The 26711-nt window shown below is 66.1% G+C and carries 26 protein-coding genes and 1 pseudogene; 16 read left to right on the plus strand and 11 right to left on the minus strand.

Annotated elements, in window-relative coordinates; translation table 11 throughout:
- Positions 1 to 89: 89 nt before the first annotated feature.
- From lgt to pgeF, 3 genes are read left to right on the plus strand one after another with little or no spacing between them, the layout of a single operon-like run.
- Entirely contained in the window at positions 90 to 968 is an 879-nt protein-coding gene (lgt, locus tag ACSHZY_RS05770; protein ID WP_435166660.1) for a prolipoprotein diacylglyceryl transferase, read from the plus strand.
- Positions 965 to 1990, plus strand: a complete 1026-nt coding sequence (locus ACSHZY_RS05775; RefSeq protein WP_435166947.1) for a class I SAM-dependent methyltransferase — start codon at positions 965 to 967, stop codon at positions 1988 to 1990. The genes lgt and ACSHZY_RS05775 overlap by 4 nt, the downstream gene beginning before the upstream one ends.
- The gene (gene pgeF, locus ACSHZY_RS05780) at positions 1987 to 2727 is read left to right on the plus strand and encodes a peptidoglycan editing factor PgeF (RefSeq protein WP_435166663.1); all 741 of its coding nucleotides are present in this window, start codon (positions 1987 to 1989) and stop codon (positions 2725 to 2727) included. The genes ACSHZY_RS05775 and pgeF overlap by 4 nt, the downstream gene beginning before the upstream one ends.
- Here the strand turns inward: pgeF and ACSHZY_RS05785 are convergent.
- The gene (locus ACSHZY_RS05785; RefSeq protein WP_271974564.1) at positions 2705 to 3211 is read right to left on the minus strand and encodes an Lrp/AsnC family transcriptional regulator; all 507 of its coding nucleotides are present in this window, start codon (positions 3209 to 3211) and stop codon (positions 2705 to 2707) included. The two genes, pgeF and ACSHZY_RS05785, sit on opposite strands and share 23 nt — an antisense overlap.
- Positions 3212 to 3347: 136 nt before the next feature.
- On the opposite strand from ACSHZY_RS05785, the gene trxB reads away from it, so the two are divergent.
- A complete protein-coding gene (gene trxB / locus ACSHZY_RS05790; RefSeq protein WP_435166667.1) occupies positions 3348 to 4301 on the plus strand; it encodes a thioredoxin-disulfide reductase in 954 nt (317 codons plus the stop codon).
- Between the two features lie 117 nt (positions 4302 to 4418).
- Positions 4419 to 5501, plus strand: coding sequence for a Hint domain-containing protein (locus tag ACSHZY_RS05795; protein ID WP_435166670.1), 1083 nt, complete (start codon positions 4419 to 4421; stop codon positions 5499 to 5501).
- A gap of 48 nt (positions 5502 to 5549) precedes the next feature.
- On the opposite strand, the gene ACSHZY_RS05800 is transcribed toward ACSHZY_RS05795, so the two are convergent.
- Positions 5550 to 5765, minus strand: a complete 216-nt coding sequence (locus tag ACSHZY_RS05800; protein WP_435166673.1) for a DUF1150 family protein — start codon at positions 5763 to 5765, stop codon at positions 5550 to 5552.
- Entirely contained in the window at positions 5762 to 6193 is a 432-nt protein-coding gene (locus ACSHZY_RS05805; RefSeq protein WP_435166676.1) for an Hsp20 family protein, read from the minus strand. The genes ACSHZY_RS05800 and ACSHZY_RS05805 overlap by 4 nt, the downstream gene beginning before the upstream one ends.
- Positions 6194 to 6362: 169 nt before the next feature.
- On the opposite strand from ACSHZY_RS05805, the gene ACSHZY_RS05810 reads away from it, so the two are divergent.
- Genes ACSHZY_RS05810 through ACSHZY_RS05830 form a run of 5 tightly spaced genes read left to right on the plus strand, consistent with a single transcriptional unit; the run spans position 6363 to position 10537 of the window.
- On the plus strand, positions 6363 to 6581 hold the full coding sequence (locus ACSHZY_RS05810) for a YdcH family protein (RefSeq protein ID WP_435166949.1): 219 nt from the start codon (positions 6363 to 6365) through the stop codon (positions 6579 to 6581).
- Between the two features lie 60 nt (positions 6582 to 6641).
- Positions 6642 to 7124, plus strand: coding sequence for a 5-(carboxyamino)imidazole ribonucleotide mutase (purE, locus tag ACSHZY_RS05815; RefSeq protein WP_435166679.1), 483 nt, complete (start codon positions 6642 to 6644; stop codon positions 7122 to 7124).
- Positions 7121 to 8188, plus strand: a complete 1068-nt coding sequence (locus ACSHZY_RS05820) for a 5-(carboxyamino)imidazole ribonucleotide synthase (RefSeq protein WP_435166682.1) — start codon at positions 7121 to 7123, stop codon at positions 8186 to 8188. Before purE ends, ACSHZY_RS05820 begins: the two co-directional genes overlap by 4 nt.
- A 58-nt stretch (positions 8189 to 8246) precedes the next feature.
- Positions 8247 to 10265 (plus strand): M3 family metallopeptidase, encoded by a 2019-nt coding sequence (locus tag ACSHZY_RS05825; protein WP_435166685.1) that lies wholly within the window; start codon positions 8247 to 8249, stop codon positions 10263 to 10265.
- Positions 10262 to 10537 (plus strand): SelT/SelW/SelH family protein, encoded by a 276-nt coding sequence (locus ACSHZY_RS05830; protein ID WP_435166688.1) that lies wholly within the window; start codon positions 10262 to 10264, stop codon positions 10535 to 10537. Before ACSHZY_RS05825 ends, ACSHZY_RS05830 begins: the two co-directional genes overlap by 4 nt.
- Here the strand turns inward: ACSHZY_RS05830 and betC are convergent, their stop codons facing one another.
- From betC to ettA, 3 genes are all read right to left on the minus strand, one after another.
- Entirely contained in the window at positions 10538 to 12034 is a 1497-nt protein-coding gene (betC, locus tag ACSHZY_RS05835; RefSeq protein WP_435166691.1) for a choline-sulfatase, read from the minus strand.
- Positions 12035 to 12135: 101 nt separating this feature from the next.
- Positions 12136 to 12342, minus strand: coding sequence for a cold-shock protein (locus ACSHZY_RS05840; RefSeq protein WP_271974546.1), 207 nt, complete (start codon positions 12340 to 12342; stop codon positions 12136 to 12138).
- A 178-nt stretch (positions 12343 to 12520) separates the two neighbouring features.
- Positions 12521 to 14176, minus strand: a complete 1656-nt coding sequence (gene ettA / locus ACSHZY_RS05845) for an energy-dependent translational throttle protein EttA (RefSeq protein ID WP_435166695.1) — start codon at positions 14174 to 14176, stop codon at positions 12521 to 12523.
- Between the two features lie 120 nt (positions 14177 to 14296).
- On the opposite strand from ettA, the gene ACSHZY_RS05850 reads away from it, so the two are divergent.
- Together ACSHZY_RS05850 and dacB are read left to right on the plus strand one after the other, a co-directional pair.
- Positions 14297 to 14869: a nicotinate-nucleotide adenylyltransferase gene (locus ACSHZY_RS05850; protein WP_435166697.1), complete on the plus strand. Its 573-nt coding sequence runs from the start codon at positions 14297 to 14299 to the stop codon at positions 14867 to 14869.
- A gap of 33 nt (positions 14870 to 14902) precedes the next feature.
- A complete protein-coding gene (gene dacB, locus ACSHZY_RS05855) occupies positions 14903 to 16342 on the plus strand; it encodes a D-alanyl-D-alanine carboxypeptidase/D-alanyl-D-alanine endopeptidase (protein ID WP_435166700.1) in 1440 nt (479 codons plus the stop codon).
- Here the strand turns inward: dacB and ACSHZY_RS05860 are convergent.
- Positions 16333 to 16761, minus strand: a complete 429-nt coding sequence (locus ACSHZY_RS05860) for a tellurite resistance TerB family protein (protein ID WP_435166703.1) — start codon at positions 16759 to 16761, stop codon at positions 16333 to 16335. The two genes, dacB and ACSHZY_RS05860, sit on opposite strands and share 10 nt — an antisense overlap.
- Positions 16762 to 16859: 98 nt before the next feature.
- Between ACSHZY_RS05860 and ACSHZY_RS05865 the strand changes: the two genes are divergently transcribed.
- A complete protein-coding gene (locus ACSHZY_RS05865) occupies positions 16860 to 18437 on the plus strand; it encodes a lysine--tRNA ligase (protein WP_435166706.1) in 1578 nt (525 codons plus the stop codon).
- Between the two features lie 87 nt (positions 18438 to 18524).
- Positions 18525 to 20807 carry a glycosyl hydrolase family 28-related protein gene (locus ACSHZY_RS05870; RefSeq protein ID WP_435166709.1) on the plus strand — a complete coding sequence of 761 codons (2283 nt, stop codon included), beginning with the start codon at positions 18525 to 18527 and terminating at the stop codon, positions 20805 to 20807.
- 2 nt (positions 20808 to 20809) lie between these two features.
- Here ACSHZY_RS05870 and ACSHZY_RS05875 read toward each other — a convergent pair whose 3' ends face one another.
- Positions 20810 to 21301 carry a MarR family winged helix-turn-helix transcriptional regulator gene (locus tag ACSHZY_RS05875; protein ID WP_435166712.1) on the minus strand — a complete coding sequence of 164 codons (492 nt, stop codon included), beginning with the start codon at positions 21299 to 21301 and terminating at the stop codon, positions 20810 to 20812.
- Positions 21302 to 21439: 138 nt separating this feature from the next.
- Here ACSHZY_RS05875 and ACSHZY_RS05880 point away from each other — a divergent pair, with 138 nt between their 5' ends.
- Complete coding sequence (locus tag ACSHZY_RS05880; protein WP_435166715.1) at positions 21440 to 22627, plus strand: hypothetical protein; 1188 nt, start codon at positions 21440 to 21442, stop codon at positions 22625 to 22627.
- On the plus strand, positions 22627 to 23943 hold the full coding sequence (locus ACSHZY_RS05885) for a Zn-dependent hydrolase (protein WP_435166718.1): 1317 nt from the start codon (positions 22627 to 22629) through the stop codon (positions 23941 to 23943). The genes ACSHZY_RS05880 and ACSHZY_RS05885 overlap by 1 nt, the downstream gene beginning before the upstream one ends.
- A 214-nt stretch (positions 23944 to 24157) precedes the next feature.
- Here ACSHZY_RS05885 and ACSHZY_RS05890 read toward each other — a convergent pair whose 3' ends face one another.
- The 3 genes and pseudogenes from ACSHZY_RS05890 to guaD all read right to left on the minus strand — a co-directional run bounded on the left by ACSHZY_RS05890 (position 24158) and on the right by guaD (position 26667).
- Positions 24158 to 25099: a metal-dependent hydrolase family protein gene (locus ACSHZY_RS05890; protein ID WP_435166721.1), complete on the minus strand. Its 942-nt coding sequence runs from the start codon at positions 25097 to 25099 to the stop codon at positions 24158 to 24160.
- 49 nt (positions 25100 to 25148) lie between these two features.
- Positions 25149 to 25316, minus strand: a pseudogene (locus tag ACSHZY_RS05895) (amidohydrolase family protein); the annotation flags it as partial.
- Between the two features lie 88 nt (positions 25317 to 25404).
- The gene (gene guaD / locus ACSHZY_RS05900; RefSeq protein ID WP_435166724.1) at positions 25405 to 26667 is read right to left on the minus strand and encodes a guanine deaminase; all 1263 of its coding nucleotides are present in this window, start codon (positions 26665 to 26667) and stop codon (positions 25405 to 25407) included.
- Positions 26668 to 26711: the final 44 nt, after the last annotated feature.

Genomic DNA, 26711 nt, shown 5'->3' on the forward strand with positions numbered 1-26711 from the left:
CTGTTGGCTGGGACATGATATGGCGGCACGGGCCAAGGTTGACAACCCTGCCGCCGCACCGGACAAAGCGGCAAAACCCCCGAGGTGCCATGAGCTACATCCCCTTCCCGGACATTTCGCCCGAGATCTTCACGCTGAGCCTCGGCGGGTTCTCCTTTTCCTTGCGCTGGTACGCGCTGGCCTACATCGCGGGGCTGCTGCTGGGCTGGTGGGTGGTGCGCCGCGCCATCGCCTGCCCGAAGCTTTGGCCCGCCGACACCGCCCCCATGACGGCCGAGCAGGTGGAGCGCTTGCTGACCTGGGTGATCCTTGGCGTGGTGCTGGGCGGGCGGCTGGGCTTCGTGCTGTTCTATGAACCGGGCTATTACCTGAGCCATCCGGGCCAGATCCTTCAGGTCTGGCAGGGGGGCATGTCCTTCCATGGCGGCTTCCTTGGCGTGGTGACGGCGGTCTGGATCTTCAGCACGCGCGAAGGGGCGCCGAAGCTGTCGGTGGCCGACATGATGGCGCTGGCGGTGCCGCCGGGGCTGTTCTTCGGCCGCATCGCAAACTTTATCAACGCCGAGCTGTGGGGCCGTCCCACGACCCTGCCCTGGGGCGTGGCCTTCCCGGGAGAAGCCGCGCAGGATTGCGGCCAGGTGACGGGCGTCTGCGCGCGCCACCCCTCGCAGCTGTACGAGGCGGGGCTGGAAGGCATCCTTCTGTTCGCGCTGATCTGGCTGCTGATCCTGCGCCGCCATTGGCTGAAATGGCCGGGGGCGATCTGCGGGATCTTCATCGCGGGCTATGGCGTGTCGCGCTTCCTGGTCGAATTCGTGCGCCAGCCGGACGCACAGTTCGTGTCCGAGGGGAACCCTCTGGGCCTGGCCTGGCAGATCGGCGGCTATGGCCTGACGCAAGGGCAGGCGCTGTCGCTGCCGATGATCGCGGTGGGGCTGTGGCTGATCGGGCGGGCGCGGCGGGCGTGACGCCGCTGGGGGATCTTCTGGCGCGCCGCATCGCGCAGACGGGGCCGATCACGCTGGCCGACTACATGGCCGAATGCCTGCTGCATCCCGAACACGGCTATTACACCACACGGGAGCCGTTCGGGACGACAGGCGACTTCACCACCGCGCCCGAGATCAGCCAGATGTTCGGCGAAATGCTGGGCCTGTGCTTGGCGCAGGTCTGGCTGGATCAGGGGGGCGGCGCCTTCACGCTGGCGGAGCTGGGCCCCGGTCGTGGCACGCTGATGGCCGACATCCTGCGCGCCACGAAGGGCGTTCCGGGCTTTCACGCCGCCGCCGATCTGGTGATGGTGGAGGCGAGCCCGCGCCTGCGCGCCTTGCAGGCCGAACGGGTGCCTGCGCGGCATGTGGAGACGGTGCACGACCTGCCGGACGGGCCGCTGTTTCTGGTCGCCAACGAGTTCTTCGACGCCTTGCCCATCCGTCAGTTCGTCCGGGACAGCGCGGGTTGGCGCGAGCGGATGGTGGGGCCGGACCTTACATTGGGCCTGTCTGCCCCGCTGACCCTTCAGTCCCTGGCCTACCGGCTGGACGACACGCAGGATGGGGATGTGGTGGAGATCTGCCCTCAGGCCATCCCCATCATGGAAGCCGTCGCCGCACGCGTGGCGCAGGGCGGGTTGGCGCTGATCGTGGACTACGGCGGCTGGCGGTCCCGCGGCGACACGTTCCAGGCGCTGTCGGGCCATGCCTTTGCCGATCCCTTCGCGGCCCCCGGGCGGGCCGACCTGACGGCGCATGTGGATTTCGAGGCGCTGGCGCTGGCCGCAGCACCCTGCACCCATCACTACACCACGCAAGGGCGGCTTCTGGCCGCGCTGGGCATCGGGCTGCGGGCCGAGCGGTTGGCCGCGCGGGGCGACGCCCCCGCCCATCTTTCGGCGCTGGAGCGGTTGACCGATCCCGCGCAGATGGGTGAACTGTTCAAGGCGCTGGCGATCACGCCGCCCGCCGCACCACCACCACCGGGGTTCGCATGACGCTGGACATCATCACTTCGCGCGCGCTGCATCCGCTGCACCACGGCTTCTTCACCCGAAAGGGGGGCGCTTCCTCGGGCGTGTTTGCGGGGCTGAACTGCGGCTATGGCAGCAGCGACATGCCCGAGGTCGTGGGCATCAACCGCGCGCGCGTGGCCAAGGCGATGGAGGTGCCGGCCGACGGCATCCGCACGCTGAACCAGATCCATTCCGCCACCGTGGTAACGGCGCCGTTCGAGGGCACGCCCGCGGCGGACGCGATGGTGACGGACCGGCCGGGGGTGGTCCTGTCGATCCTGACGGCCGATTGCCAGCCCGTCCTGCTGGCGGACGCCAAGGCCGGCGTGATCGGCGCGGCCCATGCCGGCTGGAAAGGCGCGATCGGCGGCGTGCTGGAGGCGACGGTGCAGGCGATGCGCGATTTGGGCGCCACGGACATCACGGCCGTGATCGGCCCCTGCATCAGCCAGCGCGCCTATGAGGTGGGACCCGAGCTGCTGGACACCTTCATGGCCGAGGACGAGGAATATTCCCGCTTCTTCGCGCAAGGGCAGGGGGACCGGCTGCTGTTCGACCTTCCGGGCTTTGGCCTGTCGCGTCTGCGCGCGGCGGGGGCCGAGGCGGAATGGACCGGCCATTGCACCTATTCCGACCCCGACCGCTTCTATTCCTTCCGCCGCACCACCCATGCGAAGGAAGCCGACTACGGTCGCCTTATCGCGACGATCCGGCTTTGATCCGCGCCTCCAGCACGTCGAAGGGCACGCCGGGTTCGTCCTTGGCCCCGCGGATGACAAGGCTGGTCTTCACGCTGGCCACGTTCGCGGCGCTGGTGAGATGTTGCGTCAGGAACGTCTGGAACGTGCTCAGATCCGGGGCGACGCATTTCAGGATGAAGTCGATCTCTCCGTTCAGCATGTGACATTCGCGGACGAGGGACAGGGAGCGGCAATGCTCCTCGAAGGCGGAAAGATCGCGTTCGGCCTGGCTGTGCAGGCGCACCATGGCGAAGACCTGCACCTCGAACCCCATCTGGCGAGGGTCGATCTGCGCGTGATAACCGCGCACATAGCCCGCTTCCTCCAGCGCGCGGACCCGGCGCAGGCAGGGCGGGGCGGAAATGCCCACGCGGCGGGCAAGTTCGACATTGGTGATTCGACCGTCGGCCTGAAGTTCTGCCAGGATCTGTCGGTCAATGGGATCGAGCTTCGATCCGGCCATGCAAGTCTCCGTTCGTGATGGCCGGACATTACAAGTGGCGCGCGCCATGCGCAATATTCTGTCGCGCCCATGGCGGGGGTTTTCGCGTGTCGGCGCCTCGCCTATATCGGGCCAGCATCATCGAAAGGGCATCCTCATGGCCGAAACGCGGCACAGCAAGGTTCTGATCATCGGCTCGGGACCGGCGGGGTATACGGCGGCCGTCTATGCGGCGCGCGCCATGCTGAAACCCATCCTGGTTCAGGGTCTTCAGCCCGGCGGCCAACTGACCATCACCACCGAGGTGGAGAACTGGCCCGGCGACACCCATGTGCAGGGCCCCGACCTGATGGTGCGAATGGAGGAGCATGCCCGCGCCATGGGGGCAGAGATCATCACCGACTACATCACCGATCTGGACCTGTCGAAGCGGCCCTTCACCGCCTCGGCCGACAGCGGCACGACCTTCACGGCGGATGCGGTGATCCTGGCCACCGGGGCGCAGGCGAAATGGCTGGGGCTGGAAAGCGAGGAGAAGTTCAAGGGCTTCGGCGTGTCGGCCTGCGCGACCTGCGACGGCTTCTTCTATCGCGGGAAAGAGGTCGTAGTGATCGGCGGCGGCAACACGGCCGTGGAGGAAGCGCTGTTCCTGACCAACTTCGCCAGCAAGGTGACGCTTATTCACCGCCGCGACACGCTGCGGGCCGAGAAAATCCTGCAAGACAGGCTTTTCAATCACCCCAAGGTTGAGCTAGCCTGGCATTCGACGGTCGAGGAGGTTCTGGGAACCGAGGGGCCGCTGGGCGTGACGGGCGTGCGGGTGAAGGATGTCCGCGACGGGGCGGAGCGGGTGATTCCCTGCGACGGCTTCTTTGTCGCAATCGGGCATTCTCCGGCGTCGGAACTCGTCCGGGATCAGTTGGAGCTTCACTCTGACGGATATGTGAAGGTGGAAGCCGGCGGGACGCGGACGTCCATTCCGGGGGTGTTTGCGGCGGGGGACTTGACGGATCACGTCTACCGTCAGGCCATCACCAGCGCCGGAATGGGCTGCATGGCGGCTCTGGACGCCGAACGCTGGCTTGCGGGCATCGACACGGCGCACTTTTAGTAAAAGTCTTCATTTTACAATTGTTTAATAAAGACATGCTAAGGGCCAGGTTTGGCCCTTTTTCCGCTGTATAAGTTAGCCATTCGCTAATCCGTAACTCTTTTACGGAGACGAGTGATGTGGTTTAAGAATCCCGACTGCGGGAACGGTGGTCAGTCTGCAGCCGATACCGCCAGCTGGGGCTGGTACAGCGGTGACAAGTGGCCGGACGGTTTCGGCGGTGGCGTTGATTTCTTCGAAGCCAACCGGGGCGAAGGCCTCAAGATCGATGCCGGCAGCACCTATACCGACCTGTCGTTCCATGACGGCAACCGCGACGGCGAGCTGAGCGAGCAGAACCAGTTCGGATTCTTCCCCCGCGACACCACGAACGGCGACCGGATCGAGATCGACGGCGAATCGAAGAAGCTGGACGAGATCTATGCCTATCGTGGCAGCACGCTGGAAATCGACGGCGTGCCGACGAAGGTCACGGCATATGTCTTCCTGATGACCGACAAGACCTACATGGTCCGGATCGCCGACGAGGATATCCCCGAGGGCGCCACCCCCGGTTCGTTCGGAGAGCTGACCTTGGGCAAGCACGCGCTGCTGAACCTGCTGGACACCAAGGCACCGATCGACCGCTTCGACGAACAGCTGATGCCGTGCTTCACCGCCGGCACGCTGATCGACACGCCCGAAGGCCCCCGCAAAGTCGAGGATCTTCGCGTCGGTGATCTGGTCACGACGCTGGACAACGGCGCGCAGCCGCTGCGTTGGGTCGGCGGACGCACCATCCCCGGTCAGGGCGCCATGGCGCCGATCTGCGTGGCGCCGGGCGCGCTGGGCAACGTGGAAGAGCTTCGCGTCTCTCCGCAGCACCGGATGCTTCTGGAAGGCTGGCGCGCCGAGTTGATGAGCGGCGACTCGCAGGTTCTGGCCGCGGCCAAGCACATGGTCAACGACACGACGATCCGCCAGGTGGCGTGCGACACGGTCACCTATGTGCACATCATGTTCGACCAGCACCAGATCGTGCGTTCGGGCGGCGTGTGGACGGAAAGCTTCCACCCGGGCCAGTACGGCGCTTCGGTGCTGAACGCGCAGTGGGACGAGATCGTGGGCATCTTCCCCGAACTGGCTGACGGTCCGGACGCCTATGGCCCGACCGCGCGGACCTGCCTGAAGGCTTGGGAAGTGCAGGCGGTTCTGGCCTGAAGAAAAGGCCCCCGGAAGCGGGGGCCTGCTTTCTAGTGGACGTTGACCTCAGTGGACGTTGACGGGGGCAAGGTCGTTCTGGAGCGCAAGCTGGAACGCCATGTGCCGGTTCTTCACCAGCGCCAGCTGTTCGCCGTCCGCGCTGTGCAGCGCGTAAAGCGTGTCGAGGCCTTCGGCCTGATCCTGCACGTCCTGCGGAAGTTCGGCCACAAGCACCGGCCGGACATAGACCAGACGATCGCCGGGCGATTGGGGGGTGTTCATTTGGACTCTCCTTCAGCTTTGGCGGCGGTGCGGATGGGAATGGTCTGAACGATCGTGTCCGGAACCGTGCGGCGCAGGTCGACATGTAGCAGGCCGTGATCCAGATCGGCGCCCGCCACCTCCACCCCTTCGGCCAGAACGAAGCTGCGCTGGAAGGCGCGGCCCGCGATGCCGCGGTGCAGGAACACCCGGCGATCCTGATCGTCGGGCTGGCGGCCCCGGATCACCAGCTGGCGATCCTCCACCGTGATCGAAAGGTCCGCGTCGCGAAAGCCGGCCACGGCCAGAGTGATGCGGTAGACGTTTTCGGCCACGGCCTCGATGTTGAAGGGGGGATACCCTTCGGTCTTGGAGGTACGTTCGACCAGCCGTTCCAGCTGTTCGAAGCCCAGAAGATGGGGGTGCGCCCCAAAGCTCAGTTTCGTCATGTCTTTTGCCCTTGCTGGAAGCGACAAATCGCAAAGGCCCGTCCGGCGCCTTCCCGATCAATATGGGATGCGGGGCACAGGGGCGCAAGTCTTGGACCTGCCGCGCAAAATTCCCGCGCAATTTTCCGGACCATCGGATAGGATGGCCGCACCACAGCCCGAGTTTGCCATGAACGCCCCGACCGAACTGAAACAGGAAGATGTGCTGCGAATCCGCGTCGGCGTTCTGCGGCGCGAACACCGGGATCTGGACGACGCGATCCTTGCGCTGGAAACCCAGCCCGCGCCCGATCCCTTGCAGCTGCGTCGCCTGAAAAAGCGCAAGCTGGCCCTGAAGGACGAGATCACGCGGATCGAGGACGACCTGATCCCCGACATCATCGCCTGACGCCATTGCGGGCGGGCGGCACCGCTGTATGATGCGCGCTTTCAGCAACGGGGGATCGCCATGGGCGTGGATGTCGGGATCATCATGGGAAGCCAGTCGGACTGGCCGACGATGAAGGAGGCGGCCACGATTCTGGACGAACTCGGCATCTCCTATGAAGCGAAGATCGTGTCGGCCCACCGGACGCCGGACCGCCTTTGGACCTACGGGAAAGAAGCGGCGGGCCGTGGCCTGAAGGTCATCATCGCGGGCGCGGGCGGGGCGGCGCATCTGCCGGGCATGATGGCGTCCAAGACGCGCGTGCCGGTGGTGGGCGTTCCGGTGCAGACGAAGGCGCTGTCGGGCGTGGACAGCCTGTATTCCATCGTGCAGATGCCCAAGGGCTTCCCGGTGGCGACCATGGCCATCGGGGCGGCGGGCGCGGCCAATGCGGGGCTGATGGCGGCGGGAATCCTGGCCGTCCACGATCCGGCACTGGCGCAGCGGTTGGACGCCTGGCGCGAAGCCCTCTCCGCCTCCATCCCCGAGGAGCCGCAGGAATGACCCTGAAACCCGGTGGAACGATCGGCATTCTTGGCGGCGGGCAGTTGGGCCGCATGCTGGCGGTTGCGGCCAGCCGTCTGGGCTTCCGCACCCACATCTTCGAACCGGCGGCCAACCCGCCCGCCGCGGATGTTGCCCATGCGGTGACCACGGCCAGTTATGACGACCACGACGCGCTGCGCGCCTTCGCCGCCGCCGTGGATGTCATCACCTATGAGTTCGAGAACATTCCCACCGCCGCGCTGGACGTGCTGGAAGCGGCGCTGCCGATCCGCCCGAACCGCCGCGCGTTGGCGACCAGCCAGGACCGGTTGGTGGAAAAGGACTTCCTGTCGGGTCTGGGCCTGAAGGTCGCGCCCTATCACGCGGTGAACAACGCCGACGATCTGGCCGCCGCCATTGCCGCCGTGGGCACGCCCGCCATTCTGAAGACCACGCGCTTCGGTTACGACGGCAAGGGCCAGGCGCGCATCATGGTGCCCGAGGATGCCGGGGCGGCGCTGGCCGCCATGAACGGCGCGCCGGCCGTGCTGGAAGGCTTCGTGACCTTCAGCCACGAAGTGTCGGTCATCGCTGCGCGCGGGCTGGACGGCGCGGTCGCCGCCTATGACCCGGGTGAGAATGTGCATCGCGACGGCATCCTGCACACGACGACGATCCCCGCGCGCCTGACGCCCAACCGCCGGTCGGACGCGGTGCTGATGGCGGCGCAGATCCTCAACGCCCTTGATTACGTAGGTGTCATGGGGGTGGAGCTGTTCGTGACGACGGACGGATTGATCGTGAACGAGATCGCGCCCCGCGTGCACAATTCCGGCCACTGGACGCAGAACGGCTGCGCAGTGGACCAGTTCGAGCAGCACATCCGCGCGGTGGCCGGCTGGCCCTTGGGCGATGGTGGGCGGCATTCGGACGTGGTGATGGAAAACCTGATCGGCGACGACATCCTGCGCGTGCCCGACATCGCCGCGGAACGTGGCGCGGCCCTGCATCTGTATGGCAAGACCGAGGCGCGTCCGGGCCGGAAGATGGGCCATGTGAACCGCGTGACCCAAGGGGCGTAACCCGGGGGCTGGCGGTTCCCGGCCCCGCTGACTAGCTTCATGGGCAAAGGAGATGCCCATGACCGCCCAAGCGAACCCGCTGCTGACCGACTGGACCGGCCCCTTCGGCCTGCCCCCCTTCGACGCGATCCGGGACGAGGATTTCGCCCCCGCCTTCGACGCCGCCATGGCCGAGGCGCGGGCCAACATCGCCCGCATTGCCGCGGATCCCGCCCCGCCCAGCTTTGCCAACACCATCCAGGCACTGGAACTGGCCGAAGGGACGCTGGACCGGGTGGGGGGCGTCTTCTATCCCTTGTCGGGCGCCGACAGCACGGAGGCGCGCGAAGACCTTCAGCGCGATCTGGCGCCGAAGATGTCGGCCTTTTCGTCCGAGATCATCAACAACCGGCCGCTGTTCCTGCGGATCGACGCGCTGTGGCAGGCCAAGGACCAGCTGGGCCTGAACGACGAGGAAGCGCGCGTTCTGGAGCTGTATCACCGCATGTTCGTGCGGGCCGGCGCGCGTCTGGGCGGGGCCGAGGCCGCGCGCCTGACCGAGGTGAAGGCCCGGCTGGCGGTGCTGGGCACCCAGTTCAGCCAGAACCTTCTGGCCGAGGAGCGGGACTGGTTCCGCGCCCTGTCGGACGATGAACTGGCGGGCCTGCCGGATTTCGTGGTTGAAACGGCCGCCGCTGCCGCCGCAGAGCGTGGACGCAACGGGCATGTGCTGACGCTGAACCGCTCGCTCATCGTGCCGTTCCTGCAGTTTTCCCCGAACCGCGCGTTGCGCCGCATCGCCTATGAGGCGTGGACGGCGCGCGGCGCCAACGGCAACGCCGCCGACAACCGCGCCATCGCGGCCGAGATCCTGGCCCTGCGGGAGGAGCGGGCGAACCTCCTCGGCTATGCCAGCTTCGCCGCCTACAAGCTAGAGCCGGAGATGGCGAAGACGCCGGACGCCGTGCGCGACCTTCTGATGCGCGTCTGGCAGCCCGCACGCGAAAAGGCGGAGGTGGACGCCGCCGTGCTGGCCCGGATGATGCACGCGGACGGCATCAACGGGGATCTGGAACCGTGGGACTGGCGCTATTATTCCGAAAAGCGCCGGATGGCGGAGCATGATCTGGATGAGGCGGCGATCAAGCCGTACTTCTCTCTGGAGGCGATGATCGAGGCGTCGTTCGACGTGGCCAGCCGCCTGTTCGGGTTGCAGTTCAAGGTGCTGGACGTGCCGCTGTACCACCCCGACGCCCGGGCGTGGGAGGTGACGCGGGAGGGCCAACACATCGCGGTCTTCATCGGCGACTATTTCGCGCGCGGGTCGAAACGGTCGGGGGCGTGGTGCACGGCGATGCGGACGCAGCGCAAGCTGGGCGGCGTGCAGGCGCCCATCGTGATGAACGTGTGCAACTTCGCCAAGGGCAACCCGAGCCTTCTGTCCTATGACGACGCGCGCACGCTGTTCCACGAATTCGGCCACGCGCTGCACCAGATGCTGTCGGACGTGACCTATGGCTTCATCTCGGGCACATCCGTCGCGCGGGACTTCGTGGAGTTGCCCAGCCAGCTGTACGAACACTGGCTGGAGGTGCCGGAGGTTCTGGCGAAACACGCGCGCCATTACCGGACGGGCGAGGCGATGCCGCAGGACCTGATGGGGCGTCTGCTGGCGGCGGGCACCTACGATCAGGCGTTTTCCACGGTGGAATACGTCTCCTCGGCCATGGTGGATCTGGCGTTCCATGAGGGACCGGCGCCCGCCGATCCGATGGCGAAACAGGCCGAGGTTCTGGCCGAACTGGGCATGCCGAAGCCGATCCGCATGCGCCACGCGACGCCGCATTTCAGCCACGTCTTCTCGGGCGACGGCTATTCGTCCGGCTATTACAGCTACATGTGGTCGGAGGTGATGGACGCCGACGCCTTTGCCGCCTTCACCGAGGCGGGGGACGCGTTTGATCCCGCCGTGGCGAAGAAGCTGGAAAAACACATCCTGTCGGCCGGCGGGTCGCAGGATCCCGAAGCGCTTTACACCGCCTTCCGTGGCCGGATGCCGGGGGTGGAGCCGCTGTTGAAGGGGAGGGGGCTGGCATGACCGCCCCCGCCATCACCTTCACTTATTGCACGCAATGCAACTGGATGCTGCGCACCGCCTGGATGGCGCAGGAGTTGCTGCAAAGCTTCGGGCAGGACATCGGGTCGGTCACGCTGGTGCCGGGCACAGGCGGGATCTTCACCATCACCGTGGATGGCGAGCTGGTCTGGGACCGCAAGCGCGACGGCGGGTTTCCGGACAGCAAGGCGCTGAAGCAGCTGGTGCGCGACCGGGTGTGGCCCGATCGCGACCTTGGGCATGTGGACCGCTGATCACTCCCCCCGGGGGAAGCGCTTGCTGTCCTCAAGGATGTTCAGGTCCATGTGGTTGCGCATGTATTGTTCGGACGCCTTCTTCAGGGGCTGGTAGTCCCACGGATAATATCCGCCCTGACGCAGTGCCTCGTACACGATCCAGCGGCGCGCCTGGCTTTCACGCACCTGCGCGTCGAACTGGGAAAGGTTCCAGCGGTGGTCGGCCTGTTCGCGCAGGGCGGCCAGCGCTTCCGCCGCCTCTGGGGCGTCGATCAGGTTGCGGCGTTCCGCCGGGTCGGCCACGACGTCATACAGCTGTTCGGGATCAACCTCGCAGCGGATGTATTTCCAGCGACCGTCGCGAATGGCGACCAGCGGGGCGATGCTGCCTTCGGCGGCGTATTCCATGGGAACGGGCTGGCGCGCCTCACCTTCGGCGATGGGCAGAAGGGTGGTGCCGTCGGTCCAGGGCATGATCTCGGCCATGGAGATGCCGGCGAGGTCGCAGAGTGTCGGCGTCACGTCGATGGTGGACACCGGCGTGTCGATCCGGCCCGTCGCCACGCCCGCGATCATCAGCGGCACGCGGGAGGAGCCTTCGAAGAAGTTCATCTTGAACCACAGCCCCCGGTCGCCCAGCATGTCGCCATGGTCGGAGGTGAAAACGATGATCGCCTCTTGCCGAGTCGCCTCCAGCACGTTCAGGATTTCTCCGATCTTGTCGTCGACATAGGAGATGTTGGCGAAATAGCCGCGGCGGGCGCGGCGGATCATGTCGTCGGTGACCGTGGCGTTGTCGGTGTCGCAGGCGTCCCACAGGCGCTGGGAATGCGGGTCCATGTCGTCATAGGGGATGGTTTCGGGCGGCTCGGTCTGCGGGCAATCCTCGTACAGGTCCCAGTATTTTCGGCGCGCGACATAGGGATCGTGGGGGTGGGTGAAGCTGACGGTCAGGCACCAGGGGCGGTCGTCCGCCCCGCGCGACAGGTCATAGAGCTTTTGGATCGCCTGATGCGCCACGTCGTCATCGTATTCCAGCTGGTTGGTGATCTCCGCCACTCCGGCGCCCGAAACGGAGCCGAGGTTGTGATACCACCAGTCGATCCGTTCGCCGGGCTTGCGATAGTCCGGCGTCCAGCCGAAGTCTGCGGGGTAGATGTCGGTCGTCAAGCGCTCCTCCAGCCCGTGCATCTGGTCGGGGCCGACGAAATGCATCTTGCCGGACAGGCAGGTCTGGTAGCCTGCACGGCGCAGGTGGTGGGCGTAGGTCGGAATGTCGGAGGCGAATTCGGCCGCGTTGTCATAGACCCGCGTGCGCGACGGCAACTGGCCGGACATGAAGCTGGCCCGCGCCGGGGCGCACAAGGGCGATCCTGTATAGGTGTTCGTGAACCGCAGCGACCGTTCGGCCAGCCGCTTCAGGTTCGGGGCGTGCAGAAAATCGGCCGGACCGTCGGGAAACAGCGTTCCGTTCAGCTGGTCGACCATCAGGATCAGGATATTGGGGCGCGACATGAAACCTCCGGGGTCGGACGGCCGGCTGTGTCGCATGGCAGGCCCGGTGCTGCAAGGACCGGGCAGGAGGAAAGGCGCGACCGAAGCCGCGCCTTTGAAATTCAGGCGAGCTGGATGTTGACCGCGGATTCGCGGCCGTCACGGCTGGCTTCGACGTCGAAGGTCACAGCCTGGCCATCATCCAGCGAACGGATGCCCGCACGCTCCAGCGCGGTGATGTGGACGAACACGTCCTTGCTTCCACCTTCGGGGGCAATGAAGCCGAAGCCCTTGGTGGCGTTGAACCATTTCACGGTGCCTTTGGCCATCGTGAGTGTCTCCTGTTCCGGGACCGTCCGCGTCATGCGACGGCGTGGCTAAGTCAGAGCAAGATCGAGTCGCTGTGGCCGCAAAGGACAGGTCGATAAAGGGTAACGTCGCACACACGACGCTAGCACGAAAAACAAATCGCGCAAGCGTCGTGTGCCGATAGAGCTTAAGTTAACGTTAACGAGTGAACTTCTTGTGCTTCACGCGTTTCGGGTTCACCGCGTCCGGGCCGAGGCGGCGGATCTTGTCCTTCTCGTAATCCTCGAAGTTGCCTTCGAAGAACTCGACATGGGCGTCGCCTTCGAATGCCAGGATGTGCGTGCACAGACGGTCGAGGAAGAAGCGGTCGTGGCTGATGATGACCGCGCAACCGGCGAAGGATTCGATCGCCGCTTCCAGCGCCTGCAGCGTTTCCACGTCCAGATCGTTGGTCGGTTCATCGAGCAGCAGGACGTTTCCGCCCGATTTCAGCAGCTTGGCCAGGTGGACGCGGTTGCGTTCCCCGCCCGACAGGAGGCCGACCTTCTTCTGCTGGTCGGTGCCCTTGAAGTTGAACGAGCCCACGTAGTTGCGCGAGTTCACCTGAGCGTCGCCCAGTTCGATCACCTCGGCCCCGCCGGAAATCTCCTCCCACACGTTGGCGTCGGGGTTCAGCGAATCACGCGACTGGTCCACGAAGGCCAGCTTCACGGTGTCGCCCAGCGTGACGGTGCCGGAATCCGGCTGTTCCTGCCCGACCAGCATCTTGAACAGCGTGGACTTGCCCGCGCCGTTCGGACCGATGACGCCAATGATGCCGCCGGGGGGCAGCATGAACGAGAGGTTCTCGATCAGCTGCTTGTCGCCCATGGCTTTCGACAGGTTCTCGACCTCGATCACCTTGCCGCCCAGACGGGGGCCATGCGGGATGACGATCTGCGCGCGGCCGACCAGATCCTTGACGGATTCGTCCGCCAGCTTGTTGTAGGCCGAGATACGGGCCTTGGATTTCGCCTGACGGGCTTTCGCGCCGGCGCGGATCCATTCCAGCTCTTTCTCCAGAACCTTCTGCTTGGACTTGTCCTCGCGGGCCTCTTGCGCCATGCGCTTGGCCTTGGCTTCCAGCCAGGAGGAGTAGTTGCCTTCGTGCGGCAGACCGCGGCCACGCTCCAGCTCCAGGATCCAGGACGTGATGTCGTCCAGGAAGTAGCGGTCGTGGGTGACCGTCAGGATGGTGCCCTTGTATTCGATCAGGTGCTTTTGCAGCCAGGCGATCGTTTCGGCGTCCAGATGGTTGGTCGGTTCGTCCAGCAGCAGCATGTCCGGCTCTTCCAGCAGCAGCTTGCAGAGCGCGACACGCCGGCGTTCCCCGCCCGACAGGGTGGACACGTCGGCATCGTCCGGCGGGCAGCGCAGGGCTTCCATCGCGATGTCGACGGTGTTGTCCAGTTCCCACAGGTTCTGGGCGTCGATCTGGTCCTGAAGGGCGGCCATCTCCTCGGCAGTCTCGTCCGAGTAGTTCATGGCCAGTTCGTTGTAGCGGTCCAGGATGGCGCGCTTGGCCGCGACCCCTTCCATGACGTTGGCGCGGACGTTCAGCGCCTCGTCCAGCTGCGGTTCCTGCGGAAGATAGCCGACGCGGGCGTCCTTGGCGGCCCATGCCTCGCCCTGGAAGTCCTTGTCGAGGCCGGCCATGACCTTCAGCAGCGTGGATTTCCCCGCGCCGTTGACGCCGACGACGCCGATCTTCACGCCCGGCAGGAAGTTCAGGTGGATGTTCTCGAACACCTTCTTGCCGCCGGGATAGGTCTTGGAGACGCCCTCCATGTGGTAGACGAATTGGTACGAGGCCATGGGCTGTGTTCCATCTTTCGGGGATTTGGCCGTCTACATAGCGATAATGCTGGACAAGGGCAATGTGGGGGTGGTTTCTGGCCGCCGGACAACGGGAGGGGCGTCTTGCAGGGCTGGCCGATGGCGCGCAGGGGGATGGTGGTCGGGCTGCTGGGGGGATCGTTCGATCCGGCCCATGCGGGGCACGTCCACATCACGACAGAAGCGATGAAGCGGTTCGGTCTGGACCGGGTGTGGTGGCTGGTCAGTCCGGGCAACCCCCTGAAGGCCAAGGGCCCCCGCCCGATGCAGGAACGTCTGGACCGATCGCGCGCCCTGATGCGCCACCCCCGCGTGGCCGTCACGGACCTCGAGGCGCGGCTGGGCACGCGCCACACCGCCCAGACCCTGCGGGCCCTTCGACGGCGCTATCCGGGGGTGCGGTTCGTGTGGCTGATGGGGGCCGACAACCTCGTGCAGTTCCACCGCTGGGACGACTGGCGCTGGATCATGAAGACGGTGCCGATCGGGGTCCTGGCGCGTCCGGGGTGGGGCGTGCAGGGGCGGCTGGGGCGTGCGGCGCGGGCCTTCGGCAACTGCCGAACCGCACCGGAGCGGTTGGGCCATGCGGACGCGCCCGCCTGGGCCTTCGCGGACCTGCCGATGGTGGACGTCTCCTCCACCGCGATCCGGGCGCGTGGCGAATGGGGCTAGCGCGGAAACACAGGCTTGGATAGCGTCCGACACATGATCTCCAGACGTTTCATCATGGGCGGTTTGGCCGCCATCGCCGCGGTGCCCGGATGTGCCGGTGCCCCCGCCGTATCCCCCCGCCCGCCGGTGCGCCTGACCAGCACCGGCGCGGCCGAGGCGCTGATCGCGCGCTCGGGCGTGTCGGGCAGCGTGGCCTTCGTGGTGGCCGACGCCTCGGGCCGGGTGCTGGACAGCCGGGGCGGGGACGGCACGCTGCCGCCGGCGTCCACGGCCAAGGCGATCACGGCGCTGTACGCGCTGGACCGGCTGGGGCCGGGCTTCCGCTACGCGACCTCTCTCATGGCGTCAGGGCCGGTGTCGGGTGGGGTGGTGCAGGGGGATCTGTGGCTGGCGGGTTCAGGCGATCCGACGCTGGACACGGACGCGCTGGACGCGCTGGCGGCGCAGCTGGCCGCGCGGGGCATCCGCGGCGTGACGGGGCGGTTCATGGCCTATGGCGGGGCGCTGCCGCTGATCGCGCAGATCGACCCGCAGCAGCCGGTGGGCGCGAACTACAACGCCGCCATCTCGGGGCTGAACCTGAACTTCAACCGCGTCTATTTCCGCTGGGGCGCGGGGGGTGCGGGGGCCAGCCTTGATGCGCGGTCGGGCCGCGTGGTGCCGCCGGTGACGATGTCGCGGATGCGCGTCGTGGGACGCAGCAGCCCGGCCTACACCTATTCGTCCGGGCAGGGGATCGACAACTGGACGGTGGCCTCGGCCGCGCTGGGCCGCGGGGGCAACCGCTGGCTGCCGGTGCGCCATCCCGACGATTACACGGCCGAGGTGTTCCGCTGGCTGGCCGCGCGCCACGGTGTCGCGCTGCCGCAGCCGGTGGTCACCCGTTCGGCCCCGTCCGGGACGGTGCTGGCCACCCATGCCAGCGGCCCGCTGACCGAAATCCTGTCCGACATGCTGGAATATTCCAACAACATGTCGGCCGAGGCCGTGGGGCTGACCGCCTCGCGCCAAGGGTCGCTGGCGGCCTCGGGCGCGGCGATGAGCCAGTGGGCCGCGGCCAAGTACGGCGTGGCGATGGACCTGCGCGACCATTCGGGCCTGTCGGGCCGGTCGCGCGTGGCCCCGGCGCAGATGGTGCACGCGCTGGCCCTGGCGCAGGCCGATCCGAACGGGCGCTACCTGCGCGGCCTGATGAAGAACGAGGGGCTGTTCGACGCCAATGGCCGCGAACGCCTGTCGGACGCGATCCGCATCAAGGGCAAGACCGGCACGCTCAACTTCGCGTCGGGGTTGGTGGGCTATGTCAGCGCGGGCGGGGTGGAGCGTGTCTTCGCCATCTATTGCGCGGACCTTTCGCGGCGCGAAGGGTTGGATTCGGACGAGGAAGCCCGCCCCGTCGGCGGGGCCGCATGGACGCGCAACGCGCGCATCCTGCAAAGCCGCCTGATCGAGGCGTGGGTCGCTCAGGCCTGAAGGCGGGCGTGGCGGGCGCGGGCGCCGCGTTCGATCGCGGCGGCGTGCAGGCGGTCCAGCCGCAACTCCTCGCGGATCTCCTCCAGCAGGCGCAGTTCGGTCTGATACAGGCGGCCGTCGGCGGCGGCCACGTCGCAGGCCAGGGCATAGGCCGTTTCAAACAGGCGTTCGTCCAGCGCGGCGCGCACCAGGGCGAACAGCGCGTCCAGCCCGTCCTCCTCGTTGAACAGGTCGAACACGACGCGGGCCACGTTGCCCAGACGGTCGATGTCGTATTCGGCAAAGACGGGCAGATGGTTCAGCATCTGCTGGATCGCGACCAGTTCCGACGTTTCCACCGCCCCGTGCGAGGCGGAAACGGCGATCATCAGCGCCAGAAGCGCGTCGGGCTGCGAAAGGGAGGGGATGGTGTCGTCCATGGTCGTGTCCTTCTTTTGTCCAGATTATTGACGCGCAGGGGTGTCGGCAATAGACCACGCGCAGCGGCAGGGTGCCGCGCAACAAGGGAGATGTGCCCATGACGGCCCTTCAGGACGCCGCGATGAATTCCAAAGCCTGGCCTTTCGAGGAGGCCCGCCGGATTCTGAAACGCGTCGGCGGCAAGGTGCCCGAAAAGGGATACGTCCTGTTCGAGACGGGCTACGGCCCTTCGGGCCTGCCCCATATCGGCACCTTCGGCGAGGTGGCGCGCACCACCATGATCCGCCGTGCGTTCGAGGCGATCTGCGACATCCCCACGCGCCTGATCTGCTTTTCGGACGATCTGGACGGGATGCGCAAGGTGCCCGACAACGTCCCCGAGCAGGAGATGCTGCGCGAGAACATCCAGCGGCCGCTGACCTCGGTTCCCGATCCGTTCGGGGAATACGACAGCTTCGGCGGCCACAACAACGCCATGCTGCGCCGGTTCCTGGACACGTTCGGGTTCGAGTACGAGTTCTATTCGGCTACCGAATTCTACAAGTCCGGGCGGTTCGACGCGGTGCTGCTGCGCGCGGTGGAGCGATATGACGACCTGATGAAGGTGATGCTGGCCTCGCTTCGCGAAGAACGCAGCGCGACCTATTCCATCTTCCTGCCGATCAGCCCCAAGACCGGCCGGGTGCTGTATGTCCCGATCCGGGACGTGAACGCCCAGGACGGCACCATCACCTTCGACGACGAGGACGGGACCGAGACGACGCTGCCCGTCACCGGCGGCAACGTGAAGCTGCAATGGAAGCCCGATTTCGGCGCCCGCTGGGCCGCGCTGGACGTGGACTTCGAGATGTATGGCAAGGACCATTCCACCAACACGCCGATCTATGACCGGATCTGCGAGATCCTTGGCGGCAAGAAGCCCGAGCATTTCACCTACGAGCTGTTCCTGGACGAGAACGGGGAAAAGATCTCCAAGTCCAAGGGCAACGGGCTGACCATCGACGAATGGCTGACCTACGCCTCCACGGAATCGCTGTCCTATTTCATGTATCTGAAGCCAAAGACGGCCAAGCGGATGCATTTCGACGTGATCCCGAAGGCGGTGGACGAATACCACCAGCAGCTGCGCGCCTATGCCATGCAGGATGAGGCCAAGCGCGTCGACAACCCGGTCTGGCACATCCACAACGGCAACCCGCCCGAATCGAAGATGGTGGTGCCCTTCGCGATGCTGCTGAACCTGGCTTCGGTGTCGGCGGCCAAGGACAAGGCGGGGCTGTGGGGCTTCATCAAGCGCTATGCGCCCGACGCCTCACCCGAAGGGAACCCGGATCTGGATCAGGCGGCGGAATTCGCGGTCCGCTACTTCAACGACTTCGTGGCCCCCAAGCGTCAGTTCCGCCTGCCTACCGATCAGGAGCGCGCGGCAATGGAGGATCTGCTGTCCCGCCTGCGCGGCTGGGACGGCGGGCTGGAGGACGAGGCCCTTCAGACCATGGTCTTCGCCGTCGGCAAGGAGCACGGGTTCGAGCCGCTGCGCGACTGGTTCAAGGCGCTGTACGAGGTGCTTCTGGGCGCGTCCGAAGGGCCGCGTTTCGGCGGGTTCATTGCCCTTTACGGCGTGGACGAGACGATCGCCCTGATCGAATCCGCGCTGCGCGGCGAGCTGGCCTGACGTTGCGCCCCTCCGCGCGGTGGCGTCGGGGGGGCTTAACCGTCCGTTGATACTCCTGCCCGCAACTCAAGCGAGGCGAGGATTTCGATGAACAAGGCGATTACCGACGGTCTGGTGTTGATGCCGCCGGCGTTCTCCCAGGGGCTGAGCCTTTGGTCGCGGGCGGATGGCGAAGCGGGGCAGGCCAGCTATGCCGGGCAGGCGAACGCGGCCTACGTCCCTTCGGACCAGGATTTCGCCGGCTGCATGGAGCTGCTGAAGCAGGAAGCCACGCAAAAGCTGCGCTGCTTCCAGTCCATCCCCTTCCAGCCCGGGCTTTACCTGCGCGTGACCGCCCGCGTGAAGGCGATCAGCGGCACCTTCCCGACCGTGCGGATCGCGGCATGGGCCGGTGATGCCAAGGGCAAGGCCGTCAGCGTTCCCCTGACCGGCCCCGAAACCACGCTGAAATCCTATGGCGAGGTGGTCGAGGTCACCGCCATCATCGGATCGGGCAACCGTCAGGGCGTCGACATGGTCTGGGGCACGGCGCCCGTCAACGCCCATCTTGGCCTCGACCTGACCGGTCCGAACGGCGGCGTGGTGCGGATCGACGACATCGTGGTGGAGGATGTGACCTCCGTCTTCCTGCGCGACATGATGGGGATGGTGGACGTGCGCGATTACGGTGCGCTGGGCGACGGGGTCACCGACGACCGGGCCGCCTTCCTGGCCGCCGACGCCGCCACCAACGGCCAGCGGCTGTTCGTGTCGCCCGGAACCTACTACATCGCGTCGCACCTGACGCTGAACAGCCGGGTGCGGTTCGAAGGAACGCTGAAGATGCCCGAAGCGATGCGGCTGGCCTGCACGCACAATTACGACCTCGACACCTATGCGGCGGCCTTCGGCGGCGAATACCAAGGCTTCCGCAAGGCGCTTCAGGCGCTGTTTCACTTTACCAACCACGTCTCGCTGGACCTGTCGGGCCGCATCGTCGACATCCCGGAACCCGTGGACGTCGCCGCGCTGTCCGGCCTTGCCAATTTCGAACAGCGGCGCGTCCTGACCAACGGCCAGCTGAACGCGAACGCGAACGCGAAATGGGCCACGGATGTCGTCACCTCGGCCGCAACCTACAGCGTGTCCAACCCCTACCGGCTGACGGATGTGCAGAACGCGGCCAACATCGCCGTCGGCTCCCATGTCAGCGGTCCGGGCATCCCGCGCGAGATTTACGTGAAATCGGTGGATGTGGGCGCGGGCACGGTGGAACTGAACCTGCCGCCCGGCGCCACCGTGGGCACGCGCAAGCTGACCTTCTCGCGCTTCAAGTATCTTCTCGACTTTTCGGGCTTCGCCAAGTTCTCGAAGTTCGAGATCACGGACGTGGAGATGCAGTGCAACGGTTATTGCAGCGCGATCCTGCTGCCCCCCGCCGGCACCATCTTCCGCCTAGCCCACAGCGTCATCAACAAGCCGCTGGACCGGGGCATCACCTCCATCGGGACCGGCTGCCAAGGGATGATCCTAGACGAGAACCAGTTCCTGTCGAACGAACAGGCCGTCACCGCCGTGGACCGCACGACGATCGCGCTGAACGTCAACGCCAACGATGTGAAGCTGCGCCACAACCGCGTGGTGCGGTTCGCCCATTTCGCGGTGGCCAACGGGTCCGGCCACATGTTCATCGGCAACCACTTCTTCCAGGGGGACGGGGAAACGGCGGTGCGGCGCGCCGGCATCGTGCTGACCGAGATGAACTGCAAGACGCTGTTCACCGGCAACTATGTCGACAACTGCTTCCTCGAATGGACGAACGAACATGACCAGAGCCCGGCCTTCAACTCCGAATTCTCCTATGGGGGGCTGACGATCACGGGCAACATCTTCATGGCCAGCGGGGTGCTTCCGTCGTTCCGGTGGCTGGTGGTGACGCCCCGTGGTGAAGGGCACTTCATCAACGGCCTCAGCGTGATGGGCAACGCGTTCCGGACCGTCAATGCCACGGTGGACCGGGTGGACATGGTGGATGAAACCTATGCCACGCTCACCTACAGCCGGTTCCGCAACACGGTGTTCCTGTCGAACACGTTCAACGGGATCACCCAGGCCACCTTCAGCCCCGTCACGGTGGAGCATACGCAGAACACCGCATCGGCCACCTGGACGGTGGACGCGGGCGGCTTCCTGCCCTTCGGAAGCTGGGCGCGCAACGTGACGGCGATCGTGGCCAAGGGCGCCATCACCGACGGGTCGGGCCGCACGCAACTGCCCGCCCCCTGGACCGAGGTGGAGCAGGGGACGACCAAGGCGTCGGTGAACCTGCGCTGGATGCAGGCGGTGCGCGGCGTGACGCAGGTGACCCTGCGCTGCGACAATCCGACCTGACGTCAGTCCGACGGCATCGCGCTGGACCGGCCAAGGCCCGGGTCCCGCACGATCTTGCGGCACAGGGCCAGAAAGGTCTCGCGTTCGGCGTTGTTCAGGGCGCCGAACATCTCCTCCTGCCGTTGAAGCACCTTTGCGCGGATCCGCCCCAGCAGGTCCGCGCCGCTTGGCGTCGGGAACAGCTGCTTGGCACGGCCGTCCGTGGCCGAGGTTTCCTCGCGCACCAGCCCGCGTCGCAGCAGAAGCCCCACCGCGCGGCTGATGGAATTCTGCGGCCGGGGGAACAGCGCCTGGATGTCGCGCGCACGCAGGCCTGGAAAGGTGACGATCGCGTACAGCGCCGACCACGCCTGCACCGGCATGTCGTATTCGCGTTCGATGAAACGGTTGGTGATCTGGTTGTTGCTGAGCACGACATGGCTGACGGCCATGAGATAGCGCAGGTCCGACGCGAAGGTGTCGTCCAGCATCTGCGCAATGTCGGGCGTGGTCATGTTCCTGGGTCCTGAAGCTTGTCGGCCTGCGGAGGGTATTCGCGATTGCGATATACATCCATATGGATCAAACATCGTTCCTGCCGGAGCGACGGTCGTCCTTCCGCGTGTTCCATCCCCCAGGCGGAGTTCCGACCCATGCCGCAATTGCTGGCCTTTGCCATCCTCGCGCTGATCCTGTTCATCGGCGACGCCGTATCCACCCGGACGAAGTCCTGGCTGCCTTCCGTGTTCGTCTGCGCCGTCCTGTTCCTGCTGGGGTACTGGACGTTCTTTCCCCCGGACATCGTGGCCCTTGCCGGCTTCCAGACGCCGATCGTGTTCCTGGCCATGTATCTGCTGATCACGAACATGGGCACCCTTCTGTCGTTCGAGGAGCTGGCCCGGCAATGGCGCACCGTGGTCGTGGCGCTTTCGGGCATCGTCGGCATCGTGGCGCTGCTGATGACGCTGGGCGCGGCGGTGCTGGATTTCCAGACCGTGGTCGTGGCCACGCCGCCGCTGGTGGGCGGGGTCGTGGCCTCGCTGATCATGTCGCAGGCCGCGGCCGAGGCGGGGCTGACCAGCCTGTCGGTGCTGGCGATCCTGATCTACGTGATGCAGGGCTTCGTGGGCTATCCGCTGACGGCGGTGATGCTGAAGCGCGAAGGCAACCGCGTGCTGGCCCGTCACCGTGCCGGCGAGTGGCAGGGGCCGGTGGCGGCCGCCGCGGGCCATGGGGCCGTGGCGGCGCCGCCGCGCCTGTTCGCCGCGATGCCGCCCGCCTATAACAGTCACTACTTCATGTTCCTGCGGCTGGGCGTGGTGGCCCTGCTGGCCTGGGGCGCGGCCGAACTGGCCAAACCCGTCGTCACCATCAGCCCCTTCGTGCTGTGCCTGGTGTTCGGCGTGATCGCCACGTCTGTCGGATTTCTGGAGCGTCAGCCCCTGCGGTCGGCCAACGCCTTCGGCTTCACCATCCTGATCCTGATGGTGTTCATCTTCGACGGGCTGAAGCAGGCCACGCCGCAGATGCTGGCGGAACTGGCCGTGCCGATGGTGGTGACCATCGCGATCGGCGTGCTGGGGATGTACGTGTTTTCCTTCGTCGTGGGGCGGCTTCTGGGCTTCACGCCTGCCATGGCCTTCGCCTGTTCGCTGACGGCGCTTTACGGCTTTCCCGCCGATTACGTCATCACGAACGAGGTGGTGAATACCCTGACCGACGACCCCGACGAGCGGGAGGTCCTGATCGCGCACATGCTGCCGCCCATGCTGGTGGCGGGCTTCGTGACGGTGACCATGGTGTCCGTTGTTCTGGCCGGTATCTTCGCGGGGTGGCTGTGATGGAGCGTTTTGCCGATCCCCACCGCCTGGAACAGATGATCGAAGGTCTGGACCGCTTCACCGCCACGCCGGGCCAGGGCACGACGCGGCTGACCTGGAGCCCCGAGTTCCGGGGGGCAAGCGATTTCCTGCGCGCGCAGATGGAAGCCGCCGGCCTGACCGTGCGCGAGGATGCGGTGGGCAACCTGTTCGGGCGGCTGGAAGGACGCGATCCGACGCTGGCGCCGGTGATCGTCGGGTCGCATTTCGACTCCGTCCCCAATGGCGGGCGGTTCGATGGCCCCGCCGGCGTGGTCACGGGGATCGAGGCGGCCTTCCTGTTCCGCCAGCACGGCCTGACGCCGGACCGCCCGATCGAGGTCATCGCCATGATCGAGGAAGAAGGCTCCCGCTTCGGGGGCGGGCTTCTCGCCTCCCGCATCCTGACGGGGCAGCTGGACCCCGCCGATCTGAACACGCTGGCCGATGACACCGGCGTCACGGCGGCCGAGGCGATGACGGCCTATGGCCTCGACCCCGCACGGGCGGGGGAGGCCGTGCTGGCCCCCGGATCGGTCCATGCGTTCCTAGAACTGCACATCGAACAGGGCCCTGTCCTGGAAGCGCAGGGCGAGGATGTGGCCATCGTGGATCGCGTCGTTGGCCTGTCCCAGTTGAAGGTGACGTTCCGCGGGCAGGCGGGGCATGCGGGCACCACGCCGATGAACGCGCGGCGCGACGCGCTGGTGGGCGCGGTGACGGCCCTGGCGCAACTGCCCGATCTGGCGCGCCGCATCGGGCGGGACTCGGTCCTGACGGTGGGCAAGATGGAGGTGAGCCCCGGCGGCGCGAACGTGATCCCCGATCTGGTGGTCTTCACCGTCGACATCCGCGCGCCGGAGGAGTCCGTCGTCCGCCAGCTGATCGCCGAAACGACGGCGGTGATCCAGGCGGCCGGGGGCAACGGCCTGACGACCGAGGTGGAGGAGCAGCTGTTCGTTGCCCCCACGCCCCTGTCGGCCGCACTGCACGCCAGCCTGTCCCGCCACGCCGGGGCGCTGGGCCTGAAGCACCGGACGATGGTCAGCGGGGCCGGCCATGACGCGATGATTATGGCCGGTTTCGCCCCCACCGGCCTGATCTTCGTGCCCAGCCGGGGCGGCATTTCCCACGCGCCGGAGGAGTGGACGGATTACGCGCAGCTGGCGCGGGGCGTCGACGTCGTCTTCGCCACGCTGTGCGAGTTGACGGGTGTCAAACACAGGAGAAACATGCGTGAGCATTTTGGAATGCATGGTTCTCCGATCCAGAAAAGCTTTCCGGATGAGATTGTTTGATGTGGGCAGCACGAGATCGAGAAGGTGGTGTGCGCGCAGACAAGGAGTTTCGGGTGCCTAAAGGACCGGCGCAGGGGCGGAACCGGTCACGATAGGTGCCCAATGGTTCTCCTTTCCGTTGCCGTCATCGCCGTAACCGTTATGCTCAGGCTGGAATTCAACGCCCGGTCCTACCTCAACATTTCCAGCTTGCGAGGTGCCATGACAGCGAGCGTCAGAGCGATTTGATGATTTCGCCATTCCGCATGATGCAGGGAATATGCCGCCCCTGACCTGTCAGAAGTTTGAGATCTTGTAGAAGGTTGCCATCTACCGCGATGATATCGGCGAAGGCCGCGGGCGCGATCGTCCTGATACGGCCCTCCATGCGGAGGGCCTTTGCCGCGTCCAGCGTGGCGGAACGGATGACGTCTTTGGCCGGAAGGCGCTCCCCGCGGATCACGAACTCCTCGGATTGATGCTCGTGCATCTCTCCCAGAAGATCGGTGCCGTAGGCCATGAGCACGCCCGCCTCGTGCAGGACGGACAGCGCGTCGAGGCCCATGCTGCGGACATCCTCGATCTTGGCAACCGACGCCGGCGGCAGGCCCAGTCCCGCGCCATCCTTGGCCAGGCGGTCGTAGACGATGTTGGTCGGAACGACGAAGGCTCCCTTATCCCGGGCTAGCCGGGCCGTTTCAGGTGTAATCAGGTTGCCATGCTCGATGGAGATGACGCCCGCTTCCAGCGCCCGGCGGATTGCCTCGTCGGTGTAAAGGTGGGCGGCGACATGGGTATGCGCGTTCTTCGCTTCCTCCACCGCAGCCACGATCTCGTCCATGGAGAAGCCGAGATTGGCGATCGGATCAGTGGGGGAGGAGACGCCGCCATTCGCCATCAGCTTGATGAACTGAGCGCCGCCCTTCACCTCCTCGCGGCAGGCACGGCGCACCTCGTCCACGCCATCGCAGACACGGCCAAGCGCGCCGAGCTGGTCCGGATAATACGCGACGGAGCGGCGGTCATAGGGGCCACGATAGTCGGTATGCCCGCCCGTCTGGGACAGGGCCTTGCCGCAGATCACGAGACGCGACCCGACGATGGTGCCTTCCTCCACCGCCTCTACGAGCCCGATATCCGCACCGCCGAGGTCCCGCACGGTGGTAAAGCCGCGCATCAGCATGCCCCCTCATGATCCGCGCGGCCCTGAGGGCGACCAGCGAATTGGGCAACTGCGCATTCGTGCCAAGGTTCAGCTTCGTGGCGATGACATGGACGTGGCAGTCGATCAGGCCCGGCATGACCGTAAGCCCCGCCATGTCCCGTATCGTGGCGGAGGTGGAGATGTTCGTCCCAACCTCTCGGATGGTGGTACCATCGACCAGCACATCCATGGGCTCGATCAACGGGCCACGCGGATTTCGATTGACGCCTTTGCGCACGCTTCTCCTGTTTCTGACAACAACACGAGCAGGATTACCCTTAACGGGGGCGGCCGTTCACCCAGACCGCGCGGATGGCGCGGTCGTCGCCCATCATGATGGTGGGGAAGACCTCGCTCCAGACATCCGTGGCGCGGCGGGTCGCCTGTTCGATCGCGGGGGTGGAGGCGAGGTCGACCACCACGAGGTCGGCCTCCATCCCCGGGGCGATGTTGCCGATGCGATCCTCTGCCCGCAGCGCGCGCGCCGAGCCTTGGGTCGCCAGCCACCACAGTTGCGACGGATGCAGCGGGTCGCGGCGCAGCTGTCCCACCTCATACGCCGCCGCCATCGTCCGCAGCATCGAGAAGCTGGAGCCGCCGCCCGTGTCGGTGGCCAGCCCGATCCGAAGGCTGGTGCGGGCCAGCCCCATGTCGAACAGCCCCGACCCGATGAAGGTGTTGGAGGTCGGGCAATGGACCAGCGACGCCCCCGTGTCCATCAGCCGGGCGCGTTCGCGTTCGGTCAGGTGAATGGCGTGGCCGAAGACGGCGCCTTCGCCCAGCAATCCCTGCGCCTCATACGTGTCCAGATAGTCGCGGGATTGGGGGAACAGAGCCTGCACCCACTCGATCTCGTCCGTTTGTTCGGACAGGTGGGTCTGCATCAGGCAATCGGGATGTTCGCGCCACAGCGCACCCAGCGCCGCAAGTTGTTCCGGGGTGGAGGTGGGGGAAAACCGTGGCGTGATGACATAGGACAACCGGTCCTGCCCATGCCACGCTTCCAGCAGGCGTTTGCAATCATCATAGGCTGATCGCGCCGTGTCGCGCAGGCGGTCGGGGGCATTGCGGTCCATGCAGGTCTTGCCGGCGAACGCCCGAAGGTCGCGGGCCTGTGCGGCGGCGAAGAACGCCTCCACGCTTTCGGGGTGGATGGTGGCATAGGTGCAGACCGTGGTCGTGCCGTTGGCCAGCGTCAGGTCCAGGTAGCGGTCCGCGATTTCCCGTGCATAGGCGGGGTCGGCGAAGCGCATCTCCTCGGGGAAGGTGTAGCTTTCCAGCCAGTCGATCAGCCGCTTGCCCCAGCTGGCGATGATGGCCGTCTGCGGGTAATGCACATGCGCGTCGATGAATCCGGCCGAGATCAGGCATCGCCCGTAATCGGTTACCCGCGCTTGCGGATGCGCGGCGCAAAGGGCATCCTTCGTGCCGGTGGCGACGATCCTGCCGCCCGCCACCGCCACCGCCTCGTCGATCCGCGATGTGCCGTCCGCGAAGGGATCGCCGTCGAAGCGCAGCACCTGACCCAGAAGAATGTCCATCACGTTCCTCGTTTTAACGTGATGTCATACTAAACCCTCTTTCT

This window comes from Falsirhodobacter sp. 1013 (genome assembly GCF_051195255.1).
GTDB lineage: Bacteria > Pseudomonadota > Alphaproteobacteria > Rhodobacterales > Rhodobacteraceae > Falsirhodobacter.